Consider the following 15,117-nt stretch of genomic DNA (forward strand, 5'->3'; position numbering starts at 1 on the left):
TCTCCTTCAAGACATACTTGCTTTCATCTGATATTTTTTTAATTTATTTTAATGAAATTTCATGTTCTGGTTCCAAATGGATTATTATATGAGCACGTTCAAATTGTTTTATAATATTTTCTTCAATTCGATCACATAATCTATGTGCTGTTTCAATGTTGTAGTGAGATGAAACGACAAGATGAAAATCTACGTATTCAGTTGGGCCTGAACGTCTTGTGCGAAAATCATGAAATTCAATATATTCATCTTTATAAGATTCAATAATTTTTATGATTTTTTCTTCTTCTGCGGGTAATAAGCGTGCATCAACTAGTGGAGGGAAGGATTCTTTCATTAATTTGTAAGCTTCAAACATAATATAAACAGCTAAAATTATCCCAATAATTGGGTCTAGAAAATACCATTCAGTTAAGCTAACTAGAAATAAGCTAATTGCAACACCCAATGAAGTATAAACATCTGTGAGTAAATGTAGTGCATTAGATTTCATTGCAATAGAATTTGTTTTTTTAGCAGTTTTGTTAACAATTCGTGATACTACAAAATTGATGGATGCTCCTATCAACATCACGAATATTCCTAAAAATGGAAGTTTAATTGGTTCAGGATGTATTAATTTAAGAATACATTCATAAATGATCCAAAAACCAGCTACAAAAATTAGTAATGTTTCAATAGTTCCAGAAATATTTTCTATTTTTCCATGTCCATAGGGGTGTATTTTATCAGCTGGTTTATTCGAAATTCGGACAGAAAAGAAAGCGATGATTGAAGCTAATAAATCTAATGAGGAATGAATAGCCTCGGAAAGAATGGCTACTGAACCAGTAAATATACCAACAACAACTTTTAAAACAACAACAAAAGAATTACTTAATACTGATAAAAAGGCTACTTTGGATGAATTCATTTTTATATGTTCCTCCTAGCTCTTATAATTTACCTTTTTTATGTTATCAGTTCAAAATACAGTGGGTCTATAGCAACCTTTTTGTAAAGGACAATGAAATTTGAAAGCATTTCAATATGTTTCCCTTGGGCATAGTTGGTTATTAATCAAAAAAATATGATTATTCATTAGTGAACAGATTAATGTGCTTTCTTTGTATTGTTTACTATAGGGGAGCCTATCATTTAAGCTCCCCTTTTTATTTTGAAACAAACGGATGCCCCTCATAATAAAAACGCCACGGATAATGCACAGCTTCTTCTGCATAGTCGATGTTAATACGAGGTCCTGCCGTTATTTTATTTTGTGATGACATATGTTCTTCTTCTGGAACGAGTTCAATATGTAACGTATCACTTTGTAATGATACGCCGCGCTCTTCTAAAGTGATTCCGAGTGCGCGGCATAGTTTTCCGGGGCCATTTGTTAAGCTTTTATACTGAGCTTTCGTAATGTTAGTTTTGTTGTAGCGCGCTAGTGTCATGTCTTCGATTCCGTCTACAGGTTCAAGAGCACGAATAAGAACTCCTTGCGGGGTGCCGATTGGTGCTGTAATTACGTTAAAGCAATGATACATACCGTAAATTAAATATACGTAAGCATGTCCTGGTGCACCGAACATTACTTCTGTTCGATTAGTCCGTCTTCCTCCATAACTATGAGCGGCCTTATCATCTGGACCTTTGTATGCTTCTACTTCTACAATAATTCCGCTTCGCTTTATGCCGTCTACAATATGAACGAGTTTATGTCCAAGTAACTTCTTTGCGACCTCTAACGTATCGTCTTCATAAAAAGAAGGTGGTGCCTGCATTGTACTATCTCCTTTGCGAGTTGTATATGTATATAGTAAACCAAATTTTAAGTAGTAATTCTAACTCGTTCTATTTACTACATTTATTTCATAAATTATGGATAGAGTACAACAGCGAAGAGGGGGAGTGCGACATGATTTATCGCTTACTAGCTCTTAATATAGATGGGACACTACTATACAACAACGGAAGAATTGCTAAAGGGTTACGGGAGACAATTGAATTTGTGAAAAGAAAAGATGTATACGTTACATTGTTTACGAGGCGCAATTTTCAATCTGCTTATAAAATAGCGAAGGCGTTAAAATTAGATTCTATATTAGTTACACACGGTGGAGCTTTCGTTTCAGCAACGTTAGATAAGCCGTTCGTTCAAAGGAGATTATCTGAAGAGAAAACCTTTAATATCGTGCAAGTGTTAGAGCATTTTGATTGTAATGTTCGCATTTCTCATGAACGATTTTCAATTGGGAATCGTGAGAGAAATACACCAAACTTAATTGCGCGTACTGTATTATCAAGCGCAGATCCATTATTTTATCCGGTTCAATTTGTAGATTCTTTAGGAGATGCACTGCGTGATCATCCGGTAGCAGCGCCAAAAATTGATGTCGTTTTCCATACGAAAGGTGAAAAAGAAAGAGGGATGAATACGTTAAGAAAGGCATTTCAAGATGTAGAGTACATCGAGTGTGATGCGAGGCATATAGAAATTCTCCCTCAAAATGTATCAAAACTACGTGGTTTACAATTACTTGGGGAGCATTTAAATATTAACCTTAGTGAAATGGTTGCGATTGGAGATAGCATAGAAGACTTAGAGGTAATTGAAAATGTTGGGCTTGGGGTAGCAATGGGGAACGCTCCTGTAGAGTTAAAGCAAGCCGCAGACTGGATTACACGTTCTAATACTGAGAACGGCGTAGAGTATATGATTAAAGAGCATTTTCGTAAGCAATTCCCGCTTCCTTTTTTAAAGAATCATAAACATACACCGAAACGATGAAAGAAAAACGTAGCCTTTTGGCTACGTTTTTTTGTCGACCTGATTTAAAAAACTTAAATTTATATTCCAATGAAAAATGAAAGCGTTTCAGGTGGTGAATTGTGTCTGAAATACATACAATTAACTTGAATACTTTAGAAAACTGTTGTAGAGTGGATGATGTTGCCAAAACAGTTACACCACATGAAATATTCTTCAGGTTAATTTCATTGAGCTCCCATAAGCAAAAGTGCTCCCGCATGTTAGTTTAGTTCACGTATTATCTCAAAAATGAATTGTAGTAGTTTCGCCAATTAGTTGTAGGGCTTCTTTGTTTTATTTAAATGGATTATTTGTAAATTAGTATGAATAGGTTTTAAGTACATCTGAAATGTACTTCTTGTTATAAGTTTTTGAAATTTGAAAAGGGGGAATGAATTTCTTGAGGAAATCATTAAGTCAAAAAGTAAAAAAGATATGCAGTAGTTTTATAATTATATTGTTAGTATGTATGAATTTTTTAATCCATTTACCGTATAAAGCAGAGGCAGCTACAACAGAATTAAAAGGTTTAGGCGATACATCTTATTATAACGCAATCATTTTTGGTGATCATAGTGCAACGAGTGCGGATATTGAGGGTGCGATGGCTGTTCAAAAGAACATGAACGCATCAAGTTATACAGTCGTAGCGGCTGCAACTGGAGCAAACAACTTAGCTGGAGCAAAATGGAAAGATGAAGGATATCCATCATTATTACTAGGTGGTCAATTTACGAAAGCGGGAGCAGGGCAAGTAATTATCCAAGATGGAACAGTGGCGATGACAAAAGATGGTGACCCAGAAGGCGCAATGAAATCATCATATGACCGTATCTCTTATAAAGAGCAAGCGGAGATTGATGCTAAATTTAAAGAATTTAGAAAAGACGTTGATGGTGTAATTGGGGATGCGGGCCAATTACATACCGATAAACCAAAACCTAATATGACCTTTGGGATGGGTGAAGATGTAAATAACCCTAATATTTACGTTTCTTCAGGCCAAAATGGAAAGAAAACATTTGATGTAAAAGACGTTTTTCTTCCGAATGTAGATAATAAAGACTTTATTGTTATTTATTCAGATGCAGAAGAAGTGAATTTTGGTGGCGGTGCAATTTTGTATGATACAACAGATAAGGGAGGGTTCACATTAGTTAATACATCTCAACCATATGATCCTAATTCCTTTTTTACTGAGTTAGCTAGTAAAGTCATTTGGGTGTTCCCTAATGCTACAAAGATATCAACAAAAGGATATGGCGTAGTAGGAAGTGTTTTTGCGCCTAATGCAGTTGTAGAGACAAAAGGTGGTTCTATTAACGGACAAGCCTTTGTTGGTGGATTACACCAAAGAGATGGATTTGAGGTTCATAATTTTAAATTTAACTGGCCGAAATGGAAAAATCCATCAGTGGAAAAAGGAAATTTACAAATTAAAAAAGTTGATGCAAACGATGAAAACATTGTTTTAAAAGATGCAAAATTTGATGTTATAGACAAAGAAAATAATGTTGTGGCTAGTGTTACAACGAATGAAAAGGGTATTGCGGAAGTTAAAGATTTACCACTTGGTGATTATTTTGTAAAAGAAATTAGTGCACCAGAAGGATATATAACAGTTGATACACCAGTAAAAGTAACAATTAATAAGACAAACGTAATTGAACTTGTTATGAAGAATACGAAAAAAGTAGAAACTGGCCAATTTAAATTATTGAAAAAAGATAGTGAATCAGGTCAACTTCTACCAGGTGCAAAATTTGATGTTATAGATAAAGATGGGAATGTTGTGGAAACAATCATTACAGACGATAAAGGTGAGGCTTTATCCAAACACCTTCCAGTTGGAACATATACATTAAAAGAAGTTGAAGCGCCAAAGGGTTATGAACTATCATCTAGCTCAGTTCGTGTTGATGTAGCTGCTAATAAAACAGTGACTGTAGATGTGTTGAATAAAAAGATCGTTGAAAAAGTAACAGGTCAATTTGAAATCGTAAAAGTAGATGCGAATGATAAAACGAAGCTATTATCGGACGCAGAGTTTGAAGTGTATAAAGATGGTGAAAAAATAGATACATTACGAACAGATAAAACAGGTAAAGTAATCTCTAAGAAATTAGAACCAGGAAAATACACATTAAAAGAAACGAAAGCACCACAAGGATATAAGTTGTTAAAAGAAGAAATTGAAGTCGTTGTGGAAGCAAACAAAGTAGTACAAGTACAAGTAGAAAATGCGAAAGAACTAGGAAGCTTACAAGTAATCAAAAAGGATGCAGAGAGTGGAACAGTTCTAGAAGGCGCAGAATTCAGACTAAAAAACGAAACTGGTCAAGTAGTTGGAGAAGCGAAAACAACGAATAAAGATGGTGTTGTGACATTCGAAAACGTAGTGCCAGGTAAGTACACGTTAGAAGAAACAAAAGCGCCGGAAGGCTACAAAGCAGTAGAAGTAACAGTGGAAGTAAATGTTGTAGCAAATGAAGTAGTAAAACAGGAAGTAATGAACGAAAAAGTTCTGGGTCAATTTGAAATCGTAAAAGTAGATGCGAAGGATAAAACGAAGCTATTATCAGATGCAGAATTTACTGTGTGTAAAGATGGTAAAAAGGTAGCGGAACTGAAAACAGATGAGAGTGGAAAAGTGATGTCACCGAAATTACCATTAGGTGAATACACAGTGAAAGAGACGAAAGCACCAGCGGGCTATAAACTTTCTAATAAAGAATGGAAAGTAACAATTCAAAATGAGAAAGAAGTAGTAAAAATAGAGGCAGAAAACGAAAAGTTGTTAGGTTCTCTACAAATTATTAAGACGGATGATAAAGATCAAGCGAAACGTTTAGCAGGCGCAGAATTTACATTGAAAGATGCTAAAGGATATGTTGTAAAAGAAGGAATTACAACAGATGAGTCTGGAACTGTTAAAGTAGACGGACTAGTGCCAGGTGAATATACGTTAGAAGAAACAAAAGCACCAGAAGGTTATGAGTTAACGAAACAAGTAATTCATGTAACAGTAGACGGTGAAAAAGTTGTTGATGTAGAAGTAACGAATAGTAAGAGCCTTGGTCAATTTGAAATCATAAAAGTAGATGCAAACGATAAAATGAAGCTTTTATCAGACGCAGAATTTGAAGTGTATAAAGATGGTAAGAAAGTAGAGACGTTACAAACAGATAAAACAGGTAAAGTCATCTCTGGAAAATTAGAACCAGGAAAATACACGTTAAAAGAAACGAAAGCACCACAAGGATATAAATTACTAAAAGAAGAAATTGAAGTTACTGTTGAAGCGAACAGAGTAGTACCAGTAACAGTTGAAAATGCAAAAGAACTAGGAAGCTTACAAGTAATCAAAAAGGATGCGGAGAGTGGGAAGGTTCTAGAAGGCGCGGAATTTAGACTGAAAAACGAAACTGGTCAAGTAGTTGGAGAAGCGAAAACAACGAATAAAGATGGTGTTGTGACATTCGAAAACGTAGTGCCAGGTAAGTACACGTTAGAAGAAACGAAAGCGCCAGAAGGCTACAAAGCGGTAGAAGTTACAGTAAAAGTAAATGTTGTAGCAAATGAAGTAGCAAAACAAGAAATATTGAATGAAAAAGTGAAAGAAAAAATCACAGGTCAAGTAGAAATTACAAAGATAGATGCTAATGATACAGATAAAAAATTAGAAGGTGCAGTGTTTGAAATTCTGAAAGACGGAATAAAAATAGACACATTAACATCAGATAAAAATGGTAAAGCAACTTCGAAGAAACTGGAACCAGGAGATTACGTTTTAAAAGAAGTCCAGGCTCCAGAAGGATATAATTTATCTAATAAGGGAATTGAATTTACGATTTCTAATGAAAAAATAGTAGTTATAAAGCTTCAAATGACCAATGAAAAAGAAACAAGCAAAGGTCCAGAAAAGCCAGGTGAAGGAACAGAAAAGCCAGGCGAAGGAACAGAAAAGCCAGGCGAAGGAACAGAAAAGCCAGGCGAAGGAACAGAAAAGCCAGGCGAAGGAACAGAAAAGCCAGGTGAAGAAACAGAAAGCCCAGGCGAAGGAACAGAAACTTCAAGTGAAGAAGTAGGAAAGCCTAACTTACTAGAAAAAGAACAAGGCGTTTCTAATAATCAAAAACTTCCAGCTACAGGGCATAATAAGAATTACCTTCCATTTATAGGTGTAATTCTTATGTTATTAGGAATACGTTTAAGATTTATGATTAAAAATAGTTAATAGATTTATAAAAGGCATAAGAGAAATGTTATTTCTTATGCCTTTAAGTTTTTAATAGAAGAAATAAGGTAAAAGCTTCTGTATTGACCTGCAAACGCCCTTCAAGTAAACTAAAGGGAGTTTGCAAATGAAAAGGTGATAATGTTGTTAATTTCAATTAAAACGTTACAAGATGATCGTTTTTTACGCCCGCTACAAAATATTGGCGGTTTATTTTTTGAAGAGAGCACGATAGGGTTTGAGAAAGAAGAAGCAAATCTTATCGTCGATATACAGATAGAAGGTAATGTGACGGCATCGGCTCGTTTAACAGATGTTGCGACTGGAAATGTATATGAAGAAACATTCTCTAAAGATTTATCTGCTTTCACAGAAGAAAAAGAACGTATGAAGCAAGTGAAACATGTTGTTTCTTATGTATATCTTTCTGTACTTCAACAGCTAACTGGACTTGAACAGAGCTGGGGAATTTTAACAGGGGTACGCCCAACGAAGCTTCTTCACAAACTGCTTCAAAATGGTATGTCAAAAGAAGAAGCGCATAAAGAACTTCGTGAAAGTTATTTAATTCATGAAGAGAAAATTGAGCTTCTTCAGCGTATTGTTGATTGCCAATTAGCGGTTGTTCCAGATTTATACCGCTTGAAAGAAGAAGTAAGTATTTACATCGGTATTCCGTTTTGTCCTACAAAATGTGCGTACTGTACGTTCCCAGCTTATGCAATTAACGGACGCCAAGGGTCAGTTGATTCGTTCTTAGGCGGGTTACATTATGAAGTTCGTGAAATTGGTAAGTTTTTAAAAGAAAAAGGTGTTACAGTTACGACGATTTATTACGGCGGTGGTACACCGACGAGTATTACAGCAGAAGAGATGGATATGCTTTATGAAGAAATGTACGAAGCGTTCCCAGATGTGAAAGATGTACGTGAAGTAACAGTTGAGGCAGGTCGCCCAGATACGATCACGCCAGCAAAGCTAGAAGTGTTAAATAAATGGAACATTGACCGTATTAGTATTAATCCGCAGTCATACCATCAAGAGACGCTAAAAGCAATTGGACGTCATCACACTGTAGAAGAAACGATTGAAAAGTATCATTTAGCACGTGAAATGGGAATGAACAATATTAACATGGACTTAATTATTGGTCTTCCTGGTGAAGGATTAGATATCTTTAAGCATACGTTAGATGAAACAGAAAAGTTAATGCCAGAATCGTTAACAGTTCATACGTTATCATTTAAACGTGCTTCTGAAATGACGCAAAACAAACGTAAATATAAAGTAGCAGGTCGCGAAGAAATTACTGCGATGATGCATGAGGCGGAAGAGTGGACGAAGAACCACAATTACGTGCCATACTATTTATATCGTCAAAAGAATATTTTAGGTAACTTAGAAAACGTTGGGTATGCAATGCCTACGCAAGAAAGTATCTACAATATTGTTATTATGGAAGAAGTACAATCGATTATCGGACTTGGTTGCGGTGCATCAAGTAAATTTGTTCACCCACAAACAGGAGCAATTACACACTTTGCAAATCCGAAAGATCCAAAATCATATAACGATGGCTTCGTGAAATATACAGAAGATAAACTGAAAATTTTAGAAGAGCTATTCGTGTAAGAGGAAGGAGGTTGTTCCGAGTTGGAACAACCTCTTTTTTATATTGTCAGTTTCTGTCGGCAAGTCGATATATTTTTAAAAATCGTTGATATAAATTGAGTTGCGGTTGATATATTCGAAAAATCGTTAATATAATTTCATTTATCGTTAAGGGCCAAGGTTTGTAAAACTATGTCGATAATAATCAGAAAAATTAGTCGGATTATTAAAGGACAATGTCTACTTATAGACGAAATGATAGATTTATGAAAGAGAAAAGGGGGAAATTGTTGGCATGTACATGACGATAGGGAGAATTTTTGATTTAGCAGTTGGCAAGTATCCGAATAAAGAGGCGTTAGTAGAACCAGAAAAAAATATTCGTTGGACATATAAACAGTGGGATGAGCAAATAAATAAAACGGCGCAAGCTCTATTGAAAGAAGGCGTAAGAAAGGGAGATTGTGTATCTGTTTACTTATATAATTGCCGTGAATTTGTAAACGTTTACTTAGCCTGTGCGAAAATTGGCGCGATATTTAACCCAATTAATTTCCGCTTAAAAGCAAAAGAATTATCGTATATCCTCCAAGATGCAGCCTCGAAAGTAGTTGTCTTTGAAAAAGCAGTCGAATCAACTGTTGCTATAGTTGAACGAGATTTTCCAAATTCGTCTTTTTGGTATGTAGAAGACGATGCACCTTCCTATGCTAGTTCCTACCATGAAAAAGTAAATGAAGCATCAGCTGAAGAAGTAGATATTGTAGTCGATGAAATGGATTATTGCTCTATGCTTTATACGAGTGGTACGACGGGTCATCCGAAAGGCGTACTACATCGCCATCGTGATATGGCTGAGCATAGTATGATTTGTACGTATTTCATAAAATATAATAGAGATAGCGTCGGTCTTGTAGTCGCGCCTTTATATCATTGCGGCGAGTTAAATGCCGGAATAATACCGCGCATTCAAGTTGGCGGAAAGAATGTTATTTTACATCATTTTGATACGGATAGAGTATTACATACCATTCAAGAAGAGAAAATTACGACGTTTTTTGCAGCACCGACGATGTGGAATATGTTACTGCAAAAAGATCTAGCCGAGTATGATTTAACTTCGATGAAAATCGGTGTATATGGCGGGGCTGCGATGGCTCCAGCGTTAGTGAAGGAATGTAAAGAGCGTCTTTATATTGATCTTGTCCAAATTTACGGGATGACAGAAATGGGACCAGTTGTTGCGTTTCTTGTAGAAGAGGATCAAATTACGAAAGCTGGTTCAGCAGGAACACCGTGCTTTAGCCATGAAATTCGAATCGTCAAACCGAACGAAGATGCACCGGCAGAGCCAGATGATATGTTATCTCCTTATGAAGTAGGAGAAATTATTTTACGCGGACCAACTATGATGGCTGGTTATCATAATCGAGAAGAAGCAAATAAAAAATCGATGTATAAAGGATGGTATCATTCTGGTGATTTAGGCTACTTCGATAAAGATGGCTATTTATTCGTTGCAGACCGCGTTGATGATATGGTAATTAGCGGTGGCGTAAATATTTATCCTCGCGAAATTGAAGATTTCCTTCATAGTCACCCTGGTGTATTAGATGTTGCAGTGCTTGGGGAGCCAGATGAACTATGGGGAGAACGTGTCGTTGCCGTCGTTGTAAAGAAAGATGAAATGATTACAGAAGCTGATTTAGAAACATATTGTAAAGAAAGTGATGAATTAGCAGACTATAAACGTCCACGTCATTATTTATTTGTGGATGAACTTCCGCGTAATGCGAGTGGAAAATTACAAAAATTTGTGCTGAGAGAGTCGTTGAAAGGCGCGAAAAACTAGGCGGTAGAGCGGTCTTCTATACAAATAAGGCTATCTTTCTTAATTAGGAAAGGTAGCCTTATTTTTTTGAAAATGATTAAAAAAATAGTATGTATCTTCTATTTATAAATACTTTTATTGTTATATAAAAATATTTTTATCGTGACATCGTGATTTTAAATGTGTGTTATTCGCTTTAAGTAAGGGCGTGATGAAATTAGGAGATAGATTTTATAGATATTGAAATAATAATTTTAGTGTGAGTGGAATAAAGTTATTAGAGGAGAATGTGGTGGAGTATATTTGAAGAAGAAAGATAATCAATCATCAGATGACCATATGAATTAAATAGTCACTCGGTGTATTTTGGTTACTACTAACATAGTAACAAATTGACGCGTAAATGAACAGTCTTGTAATGCATTTTCATAAGTACTAATATTTATTGTTGGCTGCCCAAAAGGAGAAGTTCAAGTAAATGACTAATTAACCATGTCCTTTACTGCTTTATGTTAAATCACTAAGGCTAGTTTGATGCTGCAAATAATCTTTAGTTTTAACTTTAAGGGTTAGTTTAGGGTGAGAACAATCTCACGACAGAAAAATGTAATTACTAAAAATGGAGGCTTTATGAGTACATATTTAAAAAGAATATCTGTAATTTGTTTTATTTTTACTGTTATTATTGGGCAAGTTTTTATGCCTATTATAAGTCATGCTCAAGAATTAAACACAACAGGATTTGTTGATAGTTTTGCATTTGAAAAAACAAAATTAAATTACGGGGACAAGACTAGCATACATGTAAACTTTAGTGAAAAACCCGGAAAGAAGATGAAGTCTGGGGATACATTAACGTTAGCACTTCCTCCAGAATTAAATGGATATAGTGGAACGATTCCCTTAAAGGATGAAAAAGGGCGCGTTTTTGGTACTTGCCAGATTAATAAAAATAATGTGGTCTGTACGTTTAATGATACAGTAGAGCAGCTTGAAGATATTAGAGGGAAGTTTAGTTTTACTGTTCAAGGTACTAATGTAGAAGTTGGAACAACGAAAGATGTACAAACGAATTTAGGAACAAGTTTAGAAAAACAAACGGTAAGCATTACTCACCCAAAAAGTGAGGGGCAAGAGCCTGGGTACTTTTTCTATAAATCTGGTGATATTCAGCCAAATAAAAGTAATGAAGTACGCTGGTTTCTAAATATAAATTTGAAGAAACAATATTTACATGACAATATCGTTTTGAAAGATACATTACAAGAAGGTCAAATGCTTAATAAAGACAGCTTTACTATTAATATTAGTAATAAAGAATCTTTGTCTCTTAAACAATTTCAAGAGCGAGGTTATGGATATATTACATTTGCTAGTGATAATTCATTTGAAGTCGTGATTTATAGACATATGGGGAATGCTAATTCATTTACTGTTGCCTATACATCAACGATTACTGATGCCGGGAAAAAGTTAAAACATTTACAGAATGACTATAAACTTAATTATCAAATTTTATATGAGAAGCCTACTTCTGAATCTAATAGTGTAAAGGTTGAAAATATAGCATTCGATGGCGAAGTTGAAGGGAAGTTACCGGCAAAAGGAACGCTGCAAATTGTTAAGCATATTGAAGGAAACGAAGGGAAAGTTATCCCGGGTGTGTCTTTTAAATTGTACACAGAATCAGGTCAGCAAATCGGTGATTCTTATACAACAAATAAAGATGGAGTAGTTGAAGCACCAAACCTTACTCCGGGTAATTATTATGTGCAAGAAATTTCAGCACCGAACTATGTAGAGTTTGATCCAAACGCAAAAATTCCCGTTACGATTAAGAAGGATGCTGTAAATGGAATAAAACTTATGGTTCCAAATAAGTTGAAAACTACATCAGTTACAGGAACGAAAACGTGGGAAGGCGACAAAGTAAACGATCGCCCGGAAACAATTAAAGTAGATTTACTGCAAAGTGGTAAAGTGATCACAACGAAAGAAGTAACGGCAGCAAATGGTTGGAAATATGAGTTTAATAACTTACAAACATATGATACTGAAGGAAAAACTTATAAGTATGAAGTGAAAGAACAACCAGTATCAGGATATCAATCGAAAGTTAGTGGATATGATATTACGAATATAAAGATGCATGAAGCAACAGAAGTAGAAGAGCAAGGGGAAGTAGAAACGACAGAAGAACTGGAACACTCAGCAAAACCGGAAGAACCAAAGGTGACAGAAGAATCGAATGTTCTTGAGAATCCAGAGGAGAAAGAAAAGCCGGAAATCTGGGTGAAACCAGAAGAAGAGAAAGTTGAAGAAGAAACAACAGAAGAGTTAAAAGAAGAAAAGCCGGAAGAGCCAAAGGTAACAGAGGGGCCGAACGAACTAGAGAAGCCAGAAGTTACAGATAAACCGGAAATCTGGGTGAAACCAGAAGAAGAAGAAAAGATTGAAGAAGAAACAACAGAAGAAATAGAAGAGTCATTAAAACCAGAAACACCAAAGGTGACAGAAGAATCAAATGTACTAGAAAAACCAGAGGTAACAGAGAAACCGGAAATTTTAGTAACACCAGAACAAGAAGAAAAGATTGAAGAAGAAACAACAGAAGAAATAGAAGAGTCATTAAAACCGGAAACACCAAAGGTGACAGAAGAATCAAATGTACTAGAAAAACCAGAGGTAACAGAAAAACCGGAAATTTTAGTAACACCAGAACAAGAAGAAAAGATTGAAGAAGAAACAACAGAAGAAATAGAAGAGTCATTAAAACCGGAAACACCAAAGGTGACAGAAGAACCAAATGTGTTAGAAAAACCAGAGGTAACAGAGAAACCGGAAGTATCAAATAAACAAGATGTACAAGATAAAGTAGAAGTACCATCTAGTAAAGAAAATAATAAGCAATCCAAATTACTTCCTCAAACAGGGGGAGCATCAACTGAATCTACTTCTATTATTGCGGGTATGTTCGCATTAATTTTTGGAGCGATGTTGTTTAGACGTAAAAAAATTAATGAGCGTGAGAGTTAGTTCGGAAACAAAATGTATGTGAAAAAGCGGAGACTATGGGTCTCCGCTTTTTATTATTTTTGTGAACAGCTAAGTGGGAGCCTTACTGCCCGTAAATGCCGGATCGGTGAGGGCTAATAATCAGTGGAGGATGCACAAAACCCCTACTGATTAAAGTTTCACTTTATACATTTTAAAACCACATGCTTTAATTTTTTACGAAATCGGGTGATTAGCGTAATGATAATAATACCGAAGATAATTTTCCAAATGTGTTGTTCAAGTACTAGGAATATATCTTCTAAGTTTTCCCCTAACCAGTAACCACCGATTAAGAAGGAGGATACCCAAAATAGGGCGCCTGAATAAATTGTCATCGCAAAGCGGCGAAACGGTAAGTTGATAATTCCTGCAAAGTATCCTGTGAAGTGGCGAACGCCTGGAATGAAAAAGGCGACAAAGATTAGAAAATATCCGTATTTATCAAACCACATTTTCGTTAAATTAATTTTCCGTTCTGTTAAAAATACATATTTCCCATATTTCTGAATGAAAGGCATGCCAAGTTTATTTCCTAAAAAGTATTGGAATGTCATACCTACGCTTGTCCCAATAAAAGATAAAATAATTAAAATTGGTAAACTTAAATCACCTTGATGTGATAAAAATCCTGCATAGGCTAATGTCGGCTCTCCGGGAAACGGAAGAGCAATATATTCTAAAAGTAACCCAACAAGTACTACATAATATCCATATTGCTGAAATAATTCGTGAATCCATTCCATGTTGTGTACTCCTTTTTAAATTGAAGTTGTTACAAATCTTCCTCTTTTTCGCACTAATCGAATTCAAACAATAGTAGTAGAAGAGTTTGGCTGGAGGATTTAAGCTAGTATGATTTTTTGATAACCACTCGCGAGTGATATCATACTTAATATAGCTCTTTGCTAATTAGCAAAGAGCGTCGAAGTGTAAATGTTGCTATTAGTTAAAGTCATAGCGGTATAAAAATATGTTGAAATCTTCTTCTTTTGGTCCGAAATTAACGGCTTTTTCTTGTATACGTTGGAAGTTTTGTTTGTCATAAAATCCATAGTTGCATTCATTATCTGTATATAAATATAAAGATGTAACATCTTCTTTTGTCATGTATTGGAATAAGTGATTTAATAAAGATTTCCCAACTCCAAGACCTCTAGATTCTTCGGATACGATGAATAATTGTATGCATCCTTGAAAATGATCTTCTTTTCCTTGAATGAGTTCTTTATATGTTTTTTGAACTTTTATAAATGCTTTTAAAAATTCTCTATTCTCTTTATTAGTCATGAATAGTTTAAGCGTGTTATAGGCAAAGCTAAAAATATTATGAAATCTCTTTAAACGGTTTTTATCTTTTTCAGAATCGCCTAAAATGACACCGATAATTTTATTATCTTTTTCAGCTACCTTACTAAAGGAACTGCCTAAAATACAACTTTGTAGATAGAAGTTTAAAAGTGAATTTAAAAATTTTTTATCTGTAATGAATTGATTAAATCCAAATGCCTCACCAATTAAATGTTTTATAGGTTCATAGTCTTCCTTAACAAGAGCTCTATATTTTACTGTGTTCATAATTGTATACTC

Annotated in this window: 9 protein-coding genes; 5 read left to right on the top strand and 4 right to left on the bottom strand. The window is 35.0% G+C overall.

Annotation, left to right across the window (positions count from 1 at the left end):
- Positions 1-43 precede the first annotated feature (43 nt).
- A complete protein-coding gene (locus KPL75_RS18530) occupies positions 44-913 on the bottom strand; it encodes a cation diffusion facilitator family transporter (RefSeq protein ID WP_219917278.1) in 870 nt (289 codons plus the stop codon).
- Between the two features lie 238 nt (positions 914-1,151).
- Positions 1,152-1,766 carry a DNA-3-methyladenine glycosylase gene (locus KPL75_RS18535; RefSeq protein ID WP_219917279.1) on the bottom strand — a complete coding sequence of 205 codons (615 nt, stop codon included), beginning with the start codon at positions 1,764-1,766 and terminating at the stop codon, positions 1,152-1,154.
- Between the two features lie 134 nt (positions 1,767-1,900).
- On the opposite strand from KPL75_RS18535, the gene KPL75_RS18540 reads away from it, so the two are divergent.
- The 5 genes from KPL75_RS18540 to KPL75_RS18560 all read left to right on the top strand — a co-directional run bounded on the left by KPL75_RS18540 (position 1,901) and on the right by KPL75_RS18560 (position 13,509).
- Positions 1,901-2,773 (top strand): Cof-type HAD-IIB family hydrolase, encoded by an 873-nt coding sequence (locus KPL75_RS18540; RefSeq protein ID WP_219917280.1) that lies wholly within the window; start codon positions 1,901-1,903, stop codon positions 2,771-2,773.
- Positions 2,774-3,194: 421 nt separating this feature from the next.
- Positions 3,195-7,031 (top strand): SpaA isopeptide-forming pilin-related protein, encoded by a 3,837-nt coding sequence (locus tag KPL75_RS18545; protein WP_219917281.1) that lies wholly within the window; start codon positions 3,195-3,197, stop codon positions 7,029-7,031.
- Between the two features lie 141 nt (positions 7,032-7,172).
- Positions 7,173-8,663: a coproporphyrinogen III oxidase gene (locus KPL75_RS18550; protein ID WP_219921130.1), complete on the top strand. Its 1,491-nt coding sequence runs from the start codon at positions 7,173-7,175 to the stop codon at positions 8,661-8,663.
- A 274-nt stretch (positions 8,664-8,937) separates the two neighbouring features.
- Positions 8,938-10,494 carry a fatty acid--CoA ligase gene (locus KPL75_RS18555; protein WP_219917282.1) on the top strand — a complete coding sequence of 519 codons (1,557 nt, stop codon included), beginning with the start codon at positions 8,938-8,940 and terminating at the stop codon, positions 10,492-10,494.
- A 609-nt stretch (positions 10,495-11,103) separates the two neighbouring features.
- Positions 11,104-13,509, top strand: coding sequence for a Cna B-type domain-containing protein (locus tag KPL75_RS18560; RefSeq protein WP_219917283.1), 2,406 nt, complete (start codon positions 11,104-11,106; stop codon positions 13,507-13,509).
- A 158-nt stretch (positions 13,510-13,667) separates the two neighbouring features.
- On the opposite strand, the gene KPL75_RS18565 is transcribed toward KPL75_RS18560, so the two are convergent.
- Both KPL75_RS18565 and KPL75_RS18570 read right to left on the bottom strand, forming a co-directional pair.
- A complete protein-coding gene (locus KPL75_RS18565; RefSeq protein ID WP_219917284.1) occupies positions 13,668-14,273 on the bottom strand; it encodes a DedA family protein in 606 nt (201 codons plus the stop codon).
- 199 nt (positions 14,274-14,472) lie between these two features.
- The gene (locus KPL75_RS18570) at positions 14,473-15,105 is read right to left on the bottom strand and encodes a GNAT family N-acetyltransferase (RefSeq protein WP_219917285.1); all 633 of its coding nucleotides are present in this window, start codon (positions 15,103-15,105) and stop codon (positions 14,473-14,475) included.
- Between the last annotated feature and the right edge of the window lie 12 nt (positions 15,106-15,117).

It is taken from the genome of Bacillus sp. NP247, assembly GCF_018966865.1.
Lineage (GTDB): Bacteria > Bacillota > Bacilli > Bacillales > Bacillaceae_G > Bacillus_A.

What these genes read in the sequence shown, in the direction of transcription:
- KPL75_RS18530 (WP_219917278.1), bottom strand. Translation starts at nt 913, where the DNA reads ATGAATTCATCCAAAGTAGCCTTTTTATCAGTATTAAGTAATTCTTTT.
- KPL75_RS18535 (WP_219917279.1), bottom strand. Translation starts at nt 1,766, where the DNA reads ATGCAGGCACCACCTTCTTTTTATGAAGACGATACGTTAGAGGTCGCA.
- KPL75_RS18540 (WP_219917280.1), top strand. Translation starts at nt 1,901, where the DNA reads ATGATTTATCGCTTACTAGCTCTTAATATAGATGGGACACTACTATAC.
- KPL75_RS18550 (WP_219921130.1), top strand. Translation starts at nt 7,173, where the DNA reads ATGTTGTTAATTTCAATTAAAACGTTACAAGATGATCGTTTTTTACGC.
- KPL75_RS18555 (WP_219917282.1), top strand. Translation starts at nt 8,938, where the DNA reads ATGTACATGACGATAGGGAGAATTTTTGATTTAGCAGTTGGCAAGTAT.
- KPL75_RS18560 (WP_219917283.1), top strand. Translation starts at nt 11,104, where the DNA reads ATGAGTACATATTTAAAAAGAATATCTGTAATTTGTTTTATTTTTACT.
- KPL75_RS18565 (WP_219917284.1), bottom strand. Translation starts at nt 14,273, where the DNA reads ATGGAATGGATTCACGAATTATTTCAGCAATATGGATATTATGTAGTA.
- KPL75_RS18570 (WP_219917285.1), bottom strand. Translation starts at nt 15,105, where the DNA reads ATGAACACAGTAAAATATAGAGCTCTTGTTAAGGAAGACTATGAACCT.